Origin of the sequence: Streptomyces uncialis (assembly GCF_036250755.1) — a bacterium.
Taxonomy (GTDB): domain Bacteria; phylum Actinomycetota; class Actinomycetes; order Streptomycetales; family Streptomycetaceae; genus Streptomyces; species Streptomyces uncialis.
Window position 1 is genome coordinate 1,880,742 of sequence record NZ_CP109583.1, and the last position, 17,788, is coordinate 1,898,529.

The 17,788-nt window shown below is 70.7% G+C and carries 17 protein-coding genes; 4 read left to right on the forward strand and 13 right to left on the reverse strand.

Annotated elements, in window-relative coordinates; all coding sequences use genetic code 11:
• Window positions 1-222 precede the first annotated feature (222 nt).
• The 8 genes from OG711_RS07460 to OG711_RS07495 all read right to left on the reverse strand — a co-directional run bounded on the left by OG711_RS07460 (window position 223) and on the right by OG711_RS07495 (window position 7,702).
• Window positions 223-1,425, reverse strand: coding sequence for a tyrosine-type recombinase/integrase (locus tag OG711_RS07460; RefSeq protein ID WP_329558805.1), 1,203 nt, complete (start codon window positions 1,423-1,425; stop codon window positions 223-225).
• A 1,221-nt stretch (window positions 1,426-2,646) separates the two neighbouring features.
• On the reverse strand, window positions 2,647-3,783 hold the full coding sequence (locus tag OG711_RS07465; RefSeq protein WP_329558806.1) for a hypothetical protein: 1,137 nt from the start codon (window positions 3,781-3,783) through the stop codon (window positions 2,647-2,649).
• A 199-nt stretch (window positions 3,784-3,982) separates the two neighbouring features.
• Window positions 3,983-4,330 (reverse strand): Rossmann-fold NAD(P)-binding domain-containing protein, encoded by a 348-nt coding sequence (locus tag OG711_RS07470; RefSeq protein WP_329558807.1) that lies wholly within the window; start codon window positions 4,328-4,330, stop codon window positions 3,983-3,985.
• A complete protein-coding gene (locus OG711_RS07475) occupies window positions 4,318-4,857 on the reverse strand; it encodes a hypothetical protein (protein ID WP_329558808.1) in 540 nt (179 codons plus the stop codon). The genes OG711_RS07470 and OG711_RS07475 overlap by 13 nt, the downstream gene beginning before the upstream one ends.
• Window positions 4,857-5,882 (reverse strand): ABC transporter ATP-binding protein, encoded by a 1,026-nt coding sequence (locus OG711_RS07480; protein WP_266506582.1) that lies wholly within the window; start codon window positions 5,880-5,882, stop codon window positions 4,857-4,859. Before OG711_RS07480 ends, OG711_RS07475 begins: the two co-directional genes overlap by 1 nt.
• The gene (locus OG711_RS07485) at window positions 5,879-6,310 is read right to left on the reverse strand and encodes a hypothetical protein (protein ID WP_266506584.1); all 432 of its coding nucleotides are present in this window, start codon (window positions 6,308-6,310) and stop codon (window positions 5,879-5,881) included. The genes OG711_RS07480 and OG711_RS07485 overlap by 4 nt, the downstream gene beginning before the upstream one ends.
• The gene (locus OG711_RS07490) at window positions 6,303-7,499 is read right to left on the reverse strand and encodes an SPFH domain-containing protein (RefSeq protein ID WP_266506586.1); all 1,197 of its coding nucleotides are present in this window, start codon (window positions 7,497-7,499) and stop codon (window positions 6,303-6,305) included. The genes OG711_RS07485 and OG711_RS07490 overlap by 8 nt, the downstream gene beginning before the upstream one ends.
• A 32-nt stretch (window positions 7,500-7,531) precedes the next feature.
• Window positions 7,532-7,702, reverse strand: a complete 171-nt coding sequence (locus OG711_RS07495) for a hypothetical protein (protein ID WP_329558809.1) — start codon at window positions 7,700-7,702, stop codon at window positions 7,532-7,534.
• Between the two features lie 605 nt (window positions 7,703-8,307).
• Here OG711_RS07495 and OG711_RS07500 point away from each other — a divergent pair.
• Window positions 8,308-9,609 (forward strand): molybdopterin-dependent oxidoreductase, encoded by a 1,302-nt coding sequence (locus tag OG711_RS07500; protein WP_405674788.1) that lies wholly within the window; start codon window positions 8,308-8,310, stop codon window positions 9,607-9,609.
• Window positions 9,606-10,094, forward strand: coding sequence for a hypothetical protein (locus tag OG711_RS07505; protein WP_266506592.1), 489 nt, complete (start codon window positions 9,606-9,608; stop codon window positions 10,092-10,094). The genes OG711_RS07500 and OG711_RS07505 overlap by 4 nt, the downstream gene beginning before the upstream one ends.
• 39 nt (window positions 10,095-10,133) lie before the next feature.
• On the opposite strand, the gene OG711_RS07510 is transcribed toward OG711_RS07505, so the two are convergent.
• The 5 genes from OG711_RS07510 to OG711_RS07530 form a co-directional block, all read right to left on the reverse strand.
• Window positions 10,134-10,790: a class I SAM-dependent methyltransferase gene (locus OG711_RS07510; protein ID WP_266506594.1), complete on the reverse strand. Its 657-nt coding sequence runs from the start codon at window positions 10,788-10,790 to the stop codon at window positions 10,134-10,136.
• A gap of 164 nt (window positions 10,791-10,954) precedes the next feature.
• Entirely contained in the window at window positions 10,955-12,391 is a 1,437-nt protein-coding gene (locus OG711_RS07515) for a glycosyltransferase family 87 protein (RefSeq protein WP_329558810.1), read from the reverse strand.
• Between the two features lie 103 nt (window positions 12,392-12,494).
• Window positions 12,495-13,133, reverse strand: coding sequence for a TIGR04282 family arsenosugar biosynthesis glycosyltransferase (locus tag OG711_RS07520; protein ID WP_266506598.1), 639 nt, complete (start codon window positions 13,131-13,133; stop codon window positions 12,495-12,497).
• Window positions 13,130-13,831 (reverse strand): glycosyltransferase family 2 protein, encoded by a 702-nt coding sequence (locus OG711_RS07525; protein ID WP_266506600.1) that lies wholly within the window; start codon window positions 13,829-13,831, stop codon window positions 13,130-13,132. The genes OG711_RS07520 and OG711_RS07525 overlap by 4 nt, the downstream gene beginning before the upstream one ends.
• Window positions 13,832-13,835: 4 nt before the next feature.
• On the reverse strand, window positions 13,836-14,945 hold the full coding sequence (locus OG711_RS07530) for an NAD-dependent epimerase/dehydratase family protein (protein WP_266506602.1): 1,110 nt from the start codon (window positions 14,943-14,945) through the stop codon (window positions 13,836-13,838).
• Between the two features lie 316 nt (window positions 14,946-15,261).
• On the opposite strand from OG711_RS07530, the gene OG711_RS07535 reads away from it, so the two are divergent.
• Both OG711_RS07535 and OG711_RS07540 read left to right on the forward strand, forming a co-directional pair.
• Window positions 15,262-15,504: a chaplin gene (locus tag OG711_RS07535; protein WP_266506604.1), complete on the forward strand. Its 243-nt coding sequence runs from the start codon at window positions 15,262-15,264 to the stop codon at window positions 15,502-15,504.
• A gap of 671 nt (window positions 15,505-16,175) precedes the next feature.
• Window positions 16,176-17,678 (forward strand): DUF4331 domain-containing protein, encoded by a 1,503-nt coding sequence (locus OG711_RS07540; RefSeq protein ID WP_405648144.1) that lies wholly within the window; start codon window positions 16,176-16,178, stop codon window positions 17,676-17,678.
• Window positions 17,679-17,788: the final 110 nt, after the last annotated feature.

Genomic DNA, 17,788 nt, shown 5'->3' on the forward strand with positions numbered 1-17,788 from the left:
ACCAGGTATGGCTCACCGGCATGTACTCGTGTCCGGGGTCATCCTGGCGTGCCCTTCCCCAGGCGGCTCGGGTTGCGCGCCTTCCCCACGTAGAACGCTTGACTGTAGCCGGATGCCCCTCCCGGACTCCTGCCGTCCACAAGCAGCAGCCGGACTCCGAATCCACCTCGACCTTGCTGGCCATTCGGCTCGGCGAGACGCTCAGCAGGTAGACCGCGTGGCTCACGCTTCCTCCTCCGTAGCCCCGTGCAGGCCGCCCCACGTGGCGGCGGCTCCACGAAGATCCTCTACATCCGGCTTTACATACCACCGCTTGGTCGTCTTGATATTCGTATGCCCGGCCCATCGCGCGAGTATGTGGTCAGGCACGCCGTTGTTGGCGAGGAAGGTGAAGCACGACGAACGTGCGTCGTAGAGCCTGACCCGACGGAGCCCCAGAACCTCCATAAGCCGGTACGCGCGCCGCCGAAGTTGCTTGATCGTGAAGGCATCGCCCGCCTCGTGTACGAGCACGTAGCCGGACACCACGTACGCCTCCCCCAGAATGATTCTCTCCTCGGCTTGGAGAGCCCGAAATGCCTTGAGGGCACCTAGCACCGGAGCTGGCAGCGGCAGAGCACGCTCACCCGAAAGGGATTTGGTGTCCTTCTCCACGACGTACCGGTTGCCCATCATCGTACGTGTGTTGGCAATGATGATGATGGCGTTCTCCAGGTCGACGTCTTCCCATCGAAGGCCGCAGACTTCAGCTGGACGAAGCCCCATCAGCGATAGAAGGAGGCCAGCGTACAGGCGCTCTCCTCTGATGCCATGGATGAACTCCTGAACCTCCTGGACGTTCCAGGGCCGCACTTCCTCCTTAGCTTTCCGCTCCTCCTTACGCGCCCTCCGTGGAATGGTCACGTGTGTAGCGGCATTTACGTACACCAACCGCCGGGTAACGGCTCTTCCCAGCGCTTCCTTCAGCCGTCCGAGGCTCATATCCACACTCGTGACACTGAGTGGCGTCCCGACCCTTTTGCCACGCACACGGCCATGCGAAAGCGCCCAGTCCCTCCACTCTTCCACGTGCTCTTCAGTAAGATCCTGGAGGCGGATGTTTCCTAGCCTCCCCCGAACTCGGTCCAGGGTAATCCGGTAATTGTATATGGTGGTTTCTTCGAGATCCTCCGCCTTCATGGCCAGCCATCGGTCGAGCCACTCATTCACAGTAATCTTGTTGGGCGGCACAAACGATCCCTCATGCCGCCGATTAGCTATGCTCGCATACTCAGCTCTAGCTTCCTTCAACGAGTCAAAGGTGCGCCTCACCTGCTTACGCTTCCCGCTTTCGGGGTCGATTCCTGCGTCGACAACAAAACGGTATCTAATCTTCCCCTTCGAGTTCGGCGGAAGTTTCTTGATGGGATCGGTCAGAACACTCACTCTCCTTAACAGCGGCACATCAACAATGCAGCTTCTACCGATAAGGGTTAGGCGAAATTACGGCATTATCTGCTCCCGCTCCACCGCCAGGCACAGCCGCGAGCGAACTCGATCAATTCTCTTCACGATCCCCGATTTCGGCTACCGGGGATCGTGGCCTATATTCCACCCCAAATTCGAGGCTACGAGGTCAACCGGACAGACCGGAGCGCGGGGTGGGCATCGTCTTCGACCAAGACGACCAGCCCGCCCCCAGTGGGTCGTCTGAGGTTGCGAGTAACGACGCGCTCGGGGCACCGACAACTCGGGCGACAGCACCGGGATGGGCTGTGCCCTGCGAGTACCATCAACTGCTTTGCGATCTCCGTGCTGCACCAAGCCCTTACCGATAGCCCGGCCGCGCAGAGGCAGTCGTAGCCAGGCTTCCGACTGGGCGGTCTACGCGTTTCTGGCGCCAAGCGTCAGAAGGACCGGAGGCAGTGAAGCGGACCGATCGAAGTACGGGCTGCGGGAGGCGGGCCTCCTTCGGAGGGGCCATGGCGCGAGAAAGGGCACGGCGAGCGGCATCGAAACGGCTGGCCTCCTCACTGCATAAATATCTCTGACCTGGTGTTTCCGGGAAGTTATACGTTGACATGGCCTCCGGGGATGGTTCCAGTCCCGTGGGGCTCTTTCTCGTCTGCTGTGGGCGAATACCTTCTCGGCCTGTAGCGGTGAGAGACGCTGCACCGCTACGTGGCCGACCGGACCGCTGGGCACTATGGCCCTGATCGGACCAGCCGCCTGGCTCGGCGCCAAAGCGAGCCACCCTCACGGGCGGTCGGGCCTCATTCCGACTACAGCTCGTGATCAGCCGATCCCAAGTCGACCATGGGCCGAGTGGTGGTGACGACCTGGACTTGGTGAGTGCAGGCCTACAAGGCGACGGCCAGCGACAGCTTTGGCTCAGCGGCGGCATGCCGCACGGCCGGACGTCGCAAGATGGGCCAGCAAGTGCGGCGTGACCCGCAACAGGCCCTGCAGGAACCGCAGAGCACCCGGGCCGCGCTCTTCCACCAGCTTGTGGCACCGGGGCCCGGCTCGGCTTCTCCACAAGTCCGCTCATCGTCTGTGCTGGCCCGTACCCGAGCAGACGACCACCGGTGCTCCCCGCGTCGAAGGGGTGTGGAAAGTACAAACGAGTGTCTGGTCGGGGCCCGAGCTGTCTTGAATTGCTCCCGGTCAGTGCTGCGGTTCGGCCCGCTGGCTGGTGAGGTTCTGGAGGAGACGGGTGTTGGTTGCCGTGTCGTGTCCGAGGGTGAGTCCGTGCCGGGGGAGCCTGGACAGGAGTTTGGTGAGGTCGTCCCGCTGGGCCGGGTGGGGTTCGGTGCTGGCGGGGGCCAGACCGAAGATGTCGGGGTAGCGGTCTTCGGTGCCTGCTGTGAAGAAGTCGTCGGGGGTGAGTTCGCGGCCTTCGCCGGTGACGGCCGGGTCCTGCGCGGTAGTGATGCGGGGGAAGAGGATGTGGGCTGCCGTACCGTCGGCAGCGAGCGGTGCGCCGAGCCAGGTCTGGATCTGGTCGGGGAAGAACTGGGGTTTCAGTTCCTTGCCCTTCTCGTTCCACAGGGGTTCGCGGGTGCCGGAGGTGAGGGCGTCGGTGACGCGCTGGTGCTGGGTGGGGTGCAGGGTTTCGCCCGCGAGGACGCGTGCTCGTACGCCGTCGTACAGTCCGAGGGCGTCGAGCAGGCCGAGTCCGATGGCGGCGGCTGCGGGCCAGGGCAACACCTGGACTCCGCCGTCGGCGGTGGGGCGGACGAAGACGCGGTCGTTGGCCAGCAGGCGCCATCCGGCGCGGGCCAGCAGCAGGGCCGTGGTGCTCTTGCCCGCGCCTTTCCCGCCGAGCGTGAGGACAGCGCGGCCGTCCTTGACGGCAGCTGAGGCGTGGAGGATCTGCCATCCGTCCGCGATGAGCTGGGAGCGGAGCAGTTCGCGGGCGAGGCGTGCGGCCGCGGTGGCGACCGGGGTGGGGGCGCCACCGACGATCCGCAGCCGCCGTTCGGCGGGCTCGTAGTGGTAGGCGAGGTCCTGGCCGGGCTGGGCGGCGGTCACGGTGCCGTCGCTGTGGCGTCGGTGGACCATGACTGTTCCGGCGTAGGGGCTGGTCTGGTGCGGGCGGTCGAGCGCGTTCCGGGTCAGCCGGGAGAGTTCTGCTGCGTCGATGTCGGCGGCCACGACCGGTCCGGTGAGGGGGCCGGTGTGCTCCGTGGCGTTCCACCAGGGACCGAAGTAGCGGCGGGACCATGCGGGGATGGAGTGGGCGTCGCTGGTGACGGTGACGGTGTGGCCGGCAGTGGTGATGCGAGTGATGTTCGGGCTCACGGGGCGGGTGTCTCCTTCGGCGTAGTGCCTGATCTTCTGGTAGGCGGTGCGGACCTTCTGGTCCGCCTCGGCGAACAGTCGTTGTTCCGCGGCGTCGAGGCAGGCAAGGACTACGGTGGCCCTTGCCCGCGGTGAACCTCAGCGGGGTTCCGAGGCAGGACCCGTCCGGGTTGACGACGGGACAGTTCCACCACGTTGTTCACCAGGCCGAGTGCGGCGGTGAGTGCGGTCCGGTGAGGACCGCGCCGGCGGGGCCGGAGCGGGCGCGGCCTAGTCGCGCGTTGATCCGGCAGGGGCGGGCGGTCAGTTCCTTGTGGACGGCCTGCATCGGAACGGCGGTGGGGAGGCCGTTGACGCGGGTGGCGGTGGCGCACACCACGGCGGCGTCGCCGTGCTCCCCGATCACGCGTCCTTCGACGGAGGCGACGGGAACGGCGAGGAGTCGGGCGAGGGTGAGACGGTAGCGGGCGCTGTCGGTGGCCGAGCCGACGCCGAAGACGCGGGTGGCGCCGGAGGTCTCGGTCATCAGGCGGGTCAGGGGGTCCACGGGGTCGTCACCACGACCACAGGCCCGGTGTATCCGGTGAGCTGCTTTCCCATCGCCGCGATGACGGGTGGGTTGGCGGTGAGGCCGGCCATCCGCACATCGCTGTGAGCGGTGTTGGTGAATGGTGCCCGTGGGCAGACCACGACGGCGTGGCAGGACTCGCGCATCTGTGCCGCGTCGGCTCTCGCCACCCGTACCGACTGGATGCCCTGGAACATGATGGCGATGGACACCACGCCGGGTACCAGGGCGGTGGCGAACGCGGACTCCCCCGCCCTGCCCCCGGCGGACCCTACGCCCTGCCCGATGACGGGGAAGACGTAGAGGAACACGAACACCAGCAGGAACGGCTGCATCAGCGTCCGTCCGGCGAACTCGCCGAAGTTCTTGCGCAGCACCGTCAGATCGCGCCGGATCAGGGCGCCCAGGGCGAGCCGGCTCGACGCGGCGGCCGAACGCCGCGGCACGAGGTCGATCCGGTGCGCGGGCGGGACACGGTCGGCGGGGGCCGTACCGGGGGTGGACATCACTCCCTCAGCTCCTTTCCGGTGAGACCGATGAACACCGTTTCCAGGGTGCTCCGGGCGAGCGAGAGGTCGACAAGTTCGACGCCCCCGGCCTCGGCGCTGGTGACGACCCTCGTCAGCAGCCGGTCGTTGCCCTTGACCTGGAGTTCGACTCCGCCGTCGAGGGGCCGGGTGCGGATGATCTCCGGGATGTCCCGGCGGAGCAGCGCCTCCAGCCGGTCCACGGGGCCGTTGGCCATGACCGTGACGGTGGTGTCGGCGCCCAGCCCCCGTTTGAGCGCGTCGGGGGTGTCCAGGGCGAGCACCCGGCCGTGGTCGACGATCGCCACCCGGTCGCAGAGGCGGTCCGCCTCCTCCATGTTGTGCGTGGTGAGCACGATGGTCTGCCCGTCGGCGATCAGCCGCTCCAGCACCTCCCACAAGGCGAGGCGGCCCTGTGGGTCCAGGCCGCCCGTCGGTTCGTCGAGGAACAGGACGGCGGGGCGGTGGAAGATGGCCCGGGCGAGCATCAGGCGCTGGGCCATGCCTCCCGACAGGGCTTGGACGGGTGAGGACGCCCAGCGCGCGAGACGGAACTCGTCGAGGAGCTCGTCCGCCGTCCGGCGTGACTCGCGGCGCGGGAATCCGAAGAGCAGTCCGTGGAAGTAGAGGTTCTCCCGGACCGTCAGCGAGCGGTCGAGGGTGTTCTGCTGGGTTACCACGGCGATGATCTGCTTCGCCCGGGTCGGCTGGGCGACGATGTCGATGTCGCCGATGCGGGCAGAGCCCGCGGTGGGCACCACACGGCCGGTGAGCATCCCGACCGTGGTGGTCTTGCCCGCGCCGTTGGGGCCCAGCAGACCGAAGATCTCGCCCCGCCGCACGGTGAGGTCGATCCCGTCCACAGCCACGACGTTCCCGGCCGGATACACCTTCCTCAGGCCGGTGGTGCGGACCACGACCGGGGCGTCCGGGTCGTGCGCGGCGCGGGCCGGCGCGGGCCGCTCGGCGGGGGCGGTGTCCCCACCCGTTCCGGGCACCGTCATCGTCCGCCCCGCCGGAACCAGTGGGCGCGGCGCTGGTGGCGGGCAGGTGGTGGGGCGTCGGGGTACGGGAGGCCGCCGCCGTCCGGGGGCGCGGGGGCGACCGGTCCGGGAGGGGGCGGGCCGGGTGACGTGTCCGTCGGGGGATGCAGCCCTTCCGTCGAGTAGTTCGTGGTCGCGATGGTGTCCACGAGCTGCTGTTCGGTGAAGTTCTCGGAACCGGGGACATGGGGGACGAAGCCGATGAGGGTGCCCTCGTCGACGATCTCCGCGTCCAGCCCGGCGGCTCCGTCGACGTCCCAGAGCGCTTCGATCCCTCCGTCGATGACCACGCGGATGCCGAATTCGTAGACCCCGGCCTCCACGAGGTGGGCCATCACCTCGCGGGCCCGCAGCTGCTCCACCATGCGGCGGGCGCGTTCCTCATCCATGTCGGTCTTCCTCCGCTTCGCGCCGGGGTGGCTGTCCGAGGGCTCCGCCGGAGGTCGTGGAGCGGAGCGAACGCAGGATGGCCATGCCCTGTCCCACCAGGCCCGCCGCCATGTCGTCGACGCCGTCGGTTCCGTTGAGCACCGTGAGGTTGGCTCCCGACATGCCCTCGGCAGCCGCCTGGGCCAGGACCGGGAGGTTCTCCACCACCCGGTTGGCCGCGAGAAGTTCCTGGTTGCCGTCCCGTAGCGAACGGGCGCGGGCCGAGTTCGCGTCCGCCTGGGCCTGCGCCAGGGTCCGCTCCGTGTAGGCCGTGCCGTCGGCCTCGAACTTGGCCCGGTCCCGGCCCGCCTCGGCAAGGGTGCGCTGCCGGTACGCCTCCGCGTCCGCCGGGCGTCGCACCTCCGCCTCCAGGTGCTGGGCCGCCAGTGACGCCTGGCGCTGGGCGAGCGCGGTCTGTTCCTCGATGACCTCCTGGGACGCCCGGGCCAGTGCCAGAGGTCCGGCCTGTGCGGCGCGGGCGTTGGACTGCTCCGTCTCGGCGGTGAACCCCGCGCGTTTGATCGCCGTGTCCCGTTCGTACTCGGCCTTGAGCGCGGCGGCCTGCTGTTCGCGTTCCGAGGCTTCCTGATCGGCCTTGGCCCGCGCGATCCGGGCCTGGCCGGCCACCGCGGCGGCATGGGGAGCGGCGAGGTTGTCGATGTATCCGGTGGCGTCCTCGATCTCCTGGATCTGAAGAGCGTCCACGACGATGCCCAGCTTCTCCATCTCGCCGTGGCTTCCCGCCATCACCTCCTGTGCGACCCTGCTGCGCTCACGGATGATCTGCTCCACCGTGAGTCCGCCGATGATCGAGCGCAGATGTCCGGCGAAGATCCGTCCGACCAGTTCCTCCATCCGGCTCTGTTCCGACAGGAAGCGGCGGGCCGCGTTGGCGATCGACACGGCGTCGTCCCCGACCTTGAAGACGCACACGGCCCGGACCGTGAGCCGGATGCCCTGCTGAGTGACGCAGTCCTCGGCGATCTCCGCCTCCCGCAGGGCGAGCGAGAGCATGCGGGCCTTCTGCTTGATCGGCAGGACGAAGCTGCCGTGTCCGGTGACGATCCGGAACTGCGTGTCCTGTGCCTGCCGTTTGGAACCGGAGATCAGCATCGCCTCGTTGGGCGCTGGAACCTGCCAGAACAGCATGTGACCACCTCGTGTCCGTCGGACGCGGAACTTCAGGGGGGCAGTGCCTCCACGAGCACGGAGCGTGCGGACAGGGAGTCCACGACCAGGACGCGCACATCCTTGCCGATCGCCACCGCCGACCACGCCGCGTAGGATTCCGAGCCGCCCCGCACGGCCACCAGCACCTCTCCGGGGCCGTCGGCCGGGATGGGCACCGTCACCCTCCCCACCGCGCCCACGGGGCTCTGCGAGGATTCATCCGCTCCGTACACCTGCCCCTTCGGCACGCGCATCCATTCGGGTCGCCATGTGACCGGGCCGCGGACGCCGAGGGAGGTCACCTCCGTGAGCGCCCCTCGTGTGCCCGAGCACCACCAGGACGACCGGGGCGTCCCGGTCGCCCGCCTTCCTCTTCGACGGTACTCCGCCCCCGCTCGGTCGGCGCCCCGCACCGGGCGGAGCACGGCATGCAGGGAACGTCGTGGGGGCCGTCACTGCCAGGGGAACACCCGAGCGCGGATGATCCGGTCCACCTCGTAGTTGCCTGGCCACACAGCCGCTGGGCCAGGTTCTGCGTCCGCCCGGGTCGAAGGGTTCCGGGAGCGGCCGGCTGTGGAGCGGGGCCGTCACCCGGGGACGGACGGGTGACACCGGGCGCAGGAGGAGCGAACGCGCCGGTCGCCTGCGCCGACCCGGAGCACTGATGGGCCAGTGTGGGCCCCGCCGGTGTCGACCGCCTCGCCGTGACCGCCCGAGGGGACTGCGGGAGGCCGACGCGGTCGCAGGAGGGGGACGGACTCATATGAGGTGAAGGGACCCGGTGGACGTGAGGAAGGACGGGAAGCACCGACGGCGGTTCCGGGTCAGGTCTCCAGGGGGACCTCCACCGGGTCCGGCGCGCCCCGGGTTCTGGCGCAGCCCGTTGCGGGGTCCGTGGCTGACGGCGGTGTTCGGGCTGGTCCTGCTGGTCGGGGTGCCGGTCATGTTCGTGACCGGGCTGCTGTCGTACGCCGCGTACAACCCGGACCTGGCGAGGATCAACGATGAGACACCCGGCAAAGGGGTGCTCGGCTTCTATCTGTTCTCCTGGCCGACCTCGCCCTACTGGATCTACCGGGTGACCCAGGGCATTCACGTCACGCTGGGGATCGTGCTCGTACCGGTCCTCCTTGCGAAGCTGTGGTCCGTCGTGCCCCGGCTGTTCGCCTGGCCGCCGCTGCGCTCGCCCGCCCACGCGCTGGAACGGCTGTCGCTGCTCCTCCTCGTGGGCGGTGTCCTGTTCCAGTTCGCGACCGGCATTCTCAACATCCAGCTCGAATACCTCTTCCCCGGCTCGTTCTACACGCTGCACTTCTACGGCGCGTGGGTGCTGATGGGGGCGTTCACGGTCCATGTGGCACTCCGGCTGCCCGCCGCGCTGCGCGCGGTACGGGGCCGCCGGGCGGAGACCGGGCCCCCGCCCGCCGGGGAATCCGCCGCCGTGCTGGTGACGCCCCGTCCGGCGGCACCGACGATGTCGCGCCGCGGAGCGGTCGCGCTGGTGGGGGTGGGGTCCGGGACGCTGCTGGCCGTCACCGTGGGTCAGAGCGTCGGCGGCCCCTTCCGCCGGACGGCTGTCCTGGCTCCGCACGGCCAGGAGCCCGGTACGGGACCGAACGGCTTCCAGATCAACAAGACGGCGGCCTCGCTCGGCATCCGGCCGAGCGACACCGGCCCCGGCTGGCGTCTCACGGTCGACGGCGGCGGACGCCGGGTGGTGCTGACCCTCGACGAGCTGCGCGCCATGCGTCAGCACGAGTCGGCGCTGCCGATCGCCTGTGTGGAGGGCTGGTCCACGCCGGACCAGTTGTGGCGGGGGGTGCGGCTCACCGATCTCGCCGCGCTGGTCGGACTGGCTGCGGACCCGCCGCACGTCCTGGTGCAGTCGGTGCAGCGGGGAGGGTCGTTCGCGTCGGCCGTGCTGCGGGACAACCAGGTGCGGGACGGACGCACCCTGCTGGCGCTGCGTGTCAACGGTGCCGTGCTCTCGGCCGATCACGGCTATCCGGCCCGCACCATCGTCCCGGGGGCTCCCGGCGTCCACAACACCAAATGGGTCACCCGTCTCGGCTTCGGGGAGCTGTCATGAGCGGCTTCCGTGACCGGTACGGGGCGTCACCCCTGCATCTGCTGCTGGTGCTGACCTCGTTCGCGGTGGCCCTGTACGCGGGGTTGAGGCTGCTTCGCGGTGACACCCTGGGAGTGCTGATCTGGTTCGTGGGGGCGGCGCTCGTCCACGACCTCCTCTTCCTGCCGGTGTACTCCCTCACCGACCGGGTCGTGCAGCGGTGGTGCGGGCCACCTGCGGTCCGGTCCGGGCATGACGCGACGCCCGTCCCCGCGGTGGCGACCGTCAACCATCTGCGGGTGCCTTTCTTCCTCTCCGGACTGCTGCTGCTGGTCTGGTGGCCACTGATCCTGCGGCAGGTACCCCACTACACGGCAACGACCGGCCTGCCCGCCGATGTGTTCCTGGGCAGATGGCTGCTGATCACCGCGAGCCTGCTCGCGGTGTCGGCCGTGTGTCTGCTGGTGCGGATGCGACGGGCGGGCAGGGCGGCACCACCGCGGTGACCCCGGGGGCCGGGCTCACCCTCCGCTCCGCTCCCCCGCTCAGGTCTGGGCCGTCAGCGCGGAGAAGTGCCGTCCGCGTGAGGTCGTCCAGCACTCCGTCACCCTCCAGCCCCGCGCGACGGCATGACCGTGCAGCGCCCGACGTCCGACGACGGCCCAGGGGAAGAGCGCACCCCGGTTGCCCAGCCCGTCGTCGATACGGACGCGGTAGCGGGCGTCCGCGTCCGTATCGGCCGTCTCGACCAGCAGCAGGCCACCCGGACGGACCACCTGACGTGTCCGGCCGAGGAGGGCGGTCGGGTCGCCGCCGATGCCGATGTTCCCGTCGAGGAGCAGGGCCGTGCCCCACAGTCCTTCTCCGGGAAGGGCGTCGAAGACGGACACCCGGCGGGCCGGTCCGCCGCGCTGGAGCGTGGAGACGACGGCGGCGGAGCAGACGTCGATGCCCAGGACCCGTTGACCTCGCCGGGACAGGGCTTCGACCAGGCGTCCGGCCCCGCAGCCGATGTCCAGCACCGGCCCGTCGCAGCGACGCAGCACGGCGAGATCGCACGCGTCGGCCCGTGCGCACCACCGGTCGATGTCCATGCGCAGCAACCGGCCGTTCGTCACACGCAGGAACAGCCGGCCGCGGCCCGTCGTCAGCGCGGCACCGTAGAGGTCGTCGCTCCATGAGCCCGCCCGCGCGCCTGTCATGACGTATTCCACGCCGACGGACACCGGAAGGGTCCGCACAGCGTGCCGGGCGGGGCGCAGTCGGGGTAGTGGCACATCGTCGTCAGTGTGCGTACACCGGAGTGCTTCGGCTACACGGTCCGGGCCGTTCGGGTGGATTCCCGCCGTGGCCCGGGAGGGGCGCGCTACTCGTCGTGACGGACGGGCCAGGGCCGTCCGTCACGACGGTTCCCGGAGCCGTTGCCCCTCCCTGTCGGCCGTTCGCTCCCGGCGCGGTGGCGGCGCACGGCCCAGCCGAGGAGGACCGCGCCCGCCGCGCCGGCGTACGCGGTGGTGCCCACCGTGTATCCGTCACCGATGACCGGGCTCAGGAGGTAGGTCGCCGCCCCCGCCAGGGCGACCCCCAGCCACTCCCAGCGGCCGTCCATGCCCACCAGGGCGACGAGCAGCAGCGCGTACCAGGAGTATCCGGGCGTCAGCAGCAGGAACACGGTGCCGGTGACGACCAGGGCGCCGCTCCAGGGCCGTTCCGGGGAACCTCGCCGCACCACCCACCACACCACGGCCGACAGCACGACGGCGAGGGCGGGCAGGGTCCAGCTGTCCGGCAGGACCAGGCGGAGCAGGGCGAAGCGGCTCATCCGGGAGGACGTGTCGTCGTATCCCTCCTCAGCCAGGTACCCGCGCAGATAGCCGAGGACCGAGCCGTGGGACACCAGCGCGTACGGGAGGTAGACGGCGGCGGTCACGGCCGCGCCGGACAGCAGTACCGCGGCCGCCGTCCGGATACGCCGTACTCCGCCGAGCGCGCCCGGCACGGCCAGCACGGGCAGCAGCTTTGTCGTGACCGCCAGGCCCAGCAGCGCTCCGCCCCAGCAGCGGTGCGAGGTGACGATACCGAGGGCCACGACGGTGAGCAGCGCGCCGAGCGCGTCCACATGGGCGTTGTTGACCGCCTCGATCGGCACCGCCGGGCACCAGGCCCAGTACGCCGCCCACCGGACCTCACCGCGCCCGCGCAGTACGAGGAGCAGCGCCACCGTAGTGCCGAGGGAGAACAACGCCCCGCCGAGCTGGAACGGCTTGTGCCGGGAGCCGTCCGGCGACAGGACGTCGACCAGGAGGAAGTAGCCCTCGGCGACGGGCGGATAGATGGTAAGCACCGCGGGCCGGTTGATCCGGGTGCAGCGGATCTCCCCGGCGGGGGCGGGCACGCGCACCCTGTCGGCCCCGGCGCATCCCGCGCCGGAGGGGAAGAGCCAGTCGTCGCGCAGCGGTGCGAGTGCCGGATCACGCGGCGGGTGGTCGTAGGGCGAGATCCCGGCGGCCTGTACCCGGCCGTCCCAGGCGTACCGGTAGGAGTCGGTGCTGGTACGCGGTTGTGCGGTCAGTCCGGTGGCCGTCACCACGATGCCGCCGAGGAGCACCACGGCGGCCGTCCGCCGGACAGGGACCCGGCGCAGTGACCAGACGGCGGCCGCGAAGAGCAGCCAGCACACCGCGTACCGGCCGAACAGCCCCGCGGGATCGCGGTGGTAGTCGCCGTCGCGGAAGGCCAGGACCAGGGTGACGGTCAGCGCGGCGACCAGGAGGGCGGTGGGGGCGGTTCGCGTACCGGTCACCACGCGCGTTCCTGCCGCCGGGCCGCGGCTTCGTGGACGTGCCCCTCCCGCCGGGCGGTCGCTCCGGTGTGCGGGGACGCGCGTCCCGTGCCCGGGGGCGGACTCATCCCGGTTCGCCTCCGGCGGGTGTCATCCGGGCCAGGAGTGCGGCGAAACGTGTGTGCGGGGCTTGTGCCGCCACCGCCAGCGCGTCCTCGGCGGTGTCGACGTCGCGCAGTGTCGCCAGCTCCCGCACCCTCAGTCCGGCGTCGAGGAGCCGCTGGCGCTGCAACGCGCCGGTGTCCGGCCGCGACATCGGCACGCCGCTCAGCAGCGCGGGCTCGGGTACGGCCAGCCCCAGCGCCCAGAATCCGCCGTCCGCCGCAGGCCCGAACCAGGCGTCGCAGGTGTGCCAGGCGTCGTCCCTGAGCGCGGGGGCGAGCAGGGCGGGGGTGAGCTGCGGGGTGTCCATACCGATCAGGACGGCGGGCCCCGCACAGCCGGCGAACGCGGCGGCCAGCCGGGCGTCGAGCGGTCCGGCGCACTGGGCCACCACGTCGATGCCGTCGGGCAGCCAGCGGCCGGGCTGTCCGTCGAGCACCAGCACCCGCCGCCCGGCCGGGGCCTGGGCCACGACCGCCAGCGAGTCCGAGAGGGCCGCTTCGGCGAGGGCGGCCGCCTGGGAGAGGGAGTACGGCGGGCTGAGCCTGGTCTTCACCCGACCGGGTACGGGCTCCTTGGCGAGCACCAGCACGGTGGTCACCGGACACCCGCCCGGCCGGTCCCGGGCGGTGGTACGGCGAGCACCGACCGCATGTCCCGCACGGCCTGCCAGGTGCCCCGCCAGGTGCCCGTGACCTTCGACTTCCCGTGCCTCGCCAGGTACGGGACGTCGGCCTCCCGCACTCGCCAGCCCGCGTCGGCCGCGCGGACCACCATCTCCAGCGGGTAGCCGTTGCGGCGGTCCGTCAGTCGCAGCCCGACGAGGGCTTCCCGGCGGGCGGCCCGCATCGGCCCGAGGTCCAGCAGCCGCAGTCCTGTCCGGCGGTACAGCATCCGGGAGAGCGCGAGGTTTCCCGCGCGGGCGTGCACGGGCCAGACGCCCGGGCGGGTCGGGCGGCGCCGTCCGAGCATCAGATCCGCCCGCCCTTGTGCCACTTCACGCACCAGTGCGGCCAGCAGTCCCGGGTCGAGCGAGCCGTCGCAGTCGCAGAAGCAGACGATTTCGGCGGTGGCCGCCTCCAGTCCGGCATGGCAGGCCGCTCCGAAGCCGCGCCGGGGCTCGCGCACCACGGTCGCGCCGCGGGCCGCGGCGATCCCGGCGGAACCGTCCGACGAGCCGTTGTCGACGACGATCGCGCGCCACCCTGCCGGGATTCGCGCCAGAACCCACGGCAGCGCGGTGGCTTCGTCCAGGCAGGGCAGGACGACGTCCACTGAGGCGGGGCTCGGCTCGGTCATCTGTTCACCCTAGGAGCCGTCGGTCGTTTCCTCCCTTTCTGTCCTGCGCTCGGGTGACGGCGCCCTGCCCCGGATCACGGGGGCCGTCGCGCGCGAACTCCGTGATTCCCTCCTCGAAGCCGACCGTTGCCCGCCACCCCAGCTCCTCCGTCAGCCGGTGCGAGGAGGCGGTGATGTGCCGTACGTCGCCCAACCGGTACTCGCCGGTGACCACCGGTTCGGGTCCGCCGTGCACGCGGGCCAGCGCGCACGCCATCTCCCCGACCGTGCGCGGCCGGCCGCTGCCGGTGTTGAAGACGGCCAGCGTCCCGGGCTCCCGCCCGGTCAGCCCCTCCAGGGCGGTCGCCCCCGCGGCGGCCACGTCCCGCACATGGACGAAGTCCCTCCGCTGCCCGCCGTCCTCGAACACCCGCGGCGGCTCCCCCCTCGCCAGCGCCGACCGGAAGAACGAGGCCACACCCGCGTACGGGGTGTCCCGGGGCATCCCTGGCCCGTACACGTTGTGGTAGCGCAACGAGATCGCCCGTCCCCCGGTGGCCCGGGCCCAGGCAGCGCTCAGATGCTCCTGCGCGAGCTTGGTCGTGGCGTACACATTGCGTGGATCGGTCGGCGCGTCCTCGTCGACCAGGCCGGGGACCAGCTCCGCACCGCACCGCGGGCAGCGGGGTTCGAAACGGCCCGCGTCCAGGTCCACCCGCGTACGGGGGCCCGGCCGCACCGCTCCGTGCCGCGGGCACTCGTAACGTCCCTCCCCGTACACGACCATCGACCCGGCGAGCACGAGATCGCCCACCCCCGCCTCGGCCATCGCCGTCAGCAGCACCGCCGTCCCCAGGTCGTTGCAGGCGACGTACTCGGGGGCGTCCGCGAACCCGTTCCCCAGCCCCACCATGGCCGCCTGATGACTCACCGAGTCCACTCCGCGCAGCACCCCGGCCAGCGCGTCCCGGTCCCGTACATCCACCCGCACCAGCTCCGTGCCGCCCACGGGCGCCGCGCCGTGGGCCGACGGCAGAAGAGCGTCCAGGACCACCGTCTCGTGACCACGGGCGGTCAGTGCCGCGACGATATGCGAGCCGATGAAGCCCGCGCCCCCGGTGACCAGTACACGCATGCGCAGGACTCTAGGGCGCGGCCGACCGGAAGGTCACGAACCGGCGCCGTCCTGTTCGGCGCCCCGCCCGGCGAACCGGGCACGATGCCGGCCCCGGCGGGCCGCGTGCCGCGAACCCGCGCCGCGCCGCAGCCGATGCCGCCGGGACGCGCTCTCCACCCGCCCGGCCGGCACCGGGGTTGCCCCGTCCGGGGGAACAGTGCCGCTCCGGCCCATCCGGCCGGGCGTCGGCGACGAACCGTCAGTGCGGGGCTCGGCAGGCCCGTACGGTGTGCGCGCTCGGCCGCATCGTTGGAAGCGAGAAGGAGTGACGTTCATGAAGCGTTTCCTGAGGACGGCCGCGCTGGCTATGGCGCTGAGCGGTGCGATGGCGGCCGGCGGGGCGTCAGCCGCTTCGGCCGACGCCGGCGCCCAGGGCTTCGCCGTGGGATCGCCAGGGGTGGCTTCGGGCAACCTGATCCAGATTCCCGTGCACATCCCGGTCAACGCCTGCGGCAACACCGTCAGCGTCATCGGGCTGCTCAACCCCGCGTTCGGGAACACCTGCGTCAACCACTGACGGGTACACCGGGTCCCCGGCTCCGCGCTGACATCGGGGAAGCGCGGGCCGGCTGACCTCTCCGCATGGCAGAAGGAGCGCACGTGCTCCTTCTCCGGAGATCCTGCGGAGGGGTCCACGGCGGGTGGCGGATGTCGGCAGCCGCCACCCGCACCGTGTTCTCCACGACCGAGGGGGCGGTGCCGCTGGTCCGGCCCATGCCCCGAACGAGGGACTCGGCAGTCTTCCATCCACCCGCCTCCTTATTGCACAACGCTTGCAACAGAAGGGTTTCGCCCCGTTCGGCTCAACCGGTCCGCGTCGTGTCGCACGCAGTTTCCCGGCACGTTTCAGCAGCGGCGCGACCCACCTCACCAGTGGTTTCCAGGAAATCGCGACGGCAAGAGAGGCACACCGGGCCACCGGGGCGCCCGCTGGAACCCGGCACGGCGTGCTTGTCTGCCGCTTGCGCAGAGATGCGTGGTGTGTCCCGGACCGGTGACCCCGTTGCTCCACCCGCCGTCCGGGACAAGTGCGAGTCGTTTCTCGCCGCGGTGCCGACCGCCATCCCCCACCGATCTTCCTCGCGGTATGCCCCCGTGGCCGCCGCCTGGATCTCGCACACCGGAGACTCAGACGTGAAGGCAATCCCCGCCGGGCCCCGCTCCCGGCGCGTACTGGACCATTCCCTGATGGTGCTCGGCGCCGGAGCCCTGGCCACCGCACTCGGCGCGCTGACCCTCGCCCCCGTGACGGCGACCGCCTCCAGCCACCGTGAGGCGCCGCTGATCGCGGGCGACCCCCGGGCCGACAACACCGACGTGTACGCGTTCACCAGCCCCGACAAGTCCGACACGGTCACCCTGCTCGCGAACTGGCTCCCGTTCGAGGAGCCCAACGGAGGCCCGAACTTCTACGCCTTCGCCGAGGACGCCCGCTACCACATCAAGATCGACAACACCGGCGACGGAGTAGCCGATGTCACCTACACCTGGCGGTTCCGCAACAAGATCCGCGACGCGGCCGACCAGTTCCTCTACAACACCGGCCCCGTCACCTCGCTGACCGACCCGGACCTGAACTTCCGGCAGGTCTACGACCTGGTACGCACCAGCAAGGGCAGGAGCACGGTCCTGCTCGCCGGCGCGACCGCGGCGCCGTCCAGGACCGGCAACGCGTCCATGCCCGACTACGGCGCCCTGCGCTCGCAGGCGGTACGCGGCCTGCCCGGCGGCGGAAAGGCGTTCGCCGGACAGTCGGACGACCCGTTCTTCGCCGATCTTCGGGTCTTCGACCTCCTGTACGGCGGGGACCTCAGCGAACGCGGACAGGACACGCTGGCGGGCTACAACGTCAACTCGGTCGCCCTGCAGATCCCCAAGAAGGACCTCGCACTGGCCGGGAACACCACCCGCAACCCGGTGGTCGGCGTCTGGTCCACCACCGACCGCAAGGGGGTGGCCCTCACCGACTCCCGGGCCGCGAAGTGGCAGCAGGTGTCCCGTCTGGGCAACCCGCTGGTCAACGAAGTCGTCGTCCCGCTCAAGTACAAGGACGCCTTCAACACCCTCAACCCCTCGCAGGACCGCACGGTGCAGCCGGTGGTGGACAAGGTCCTGGACCCGATCCTGCCCGAGCTCATCCAGCGGGTCTACGGAGTACCGGCCCCGGCCACCCCCCGCAACGACCTCGCCGAGATCTACCTGACAGGCATCTGCAAGGCGTGCGGACCGATCAAGGCCGACCTCAACTCGCAGCGCCTCAACAAGGACGCCGTCCTCAAGAAGATCGTCCCGGCCGAGGAGCTGCGCCTCAACATGAACGTGCCGCCCACGGCCCGGCCGCAGCGTCTGGGAGTGCTCGCCGGTGACCTGGCGGGCTTCCCCAACGGACGGCGCCTGACGGACGACGCCATCGACATCTCCCTCCAGGCCGTCGAGGGCGCAGCCCAGACCGGACAGCTCGTCCCCGCCCTGGCCGACGGCGACAAGGTCGACACCAACGAGGTGCCCTTCGGCGCCTCCTTCCCCTACCTGGCCCTGCCGCACACCAAGTCCGTCAACAGCGGCCCCGGTCCCGGCGTCCGGCAGTCGTCGCTCAGGACACACCAGTCCGCCGCCATCGGTGCCGCCGGTCTCGCGCTGCTCGGCATCGGCGGACTCCGTCTGCGCCGCCGTCGCGGCACGACCGGCTGAACCATCACCGGACCGGACCGGGCCGCGTCCGCCCGCGCATGCCGGTTGCCGGCCCGGTCCCCCAAGGGACCGGACCGGCAACCGGCATCACCGATATGGGGAGAGACCTC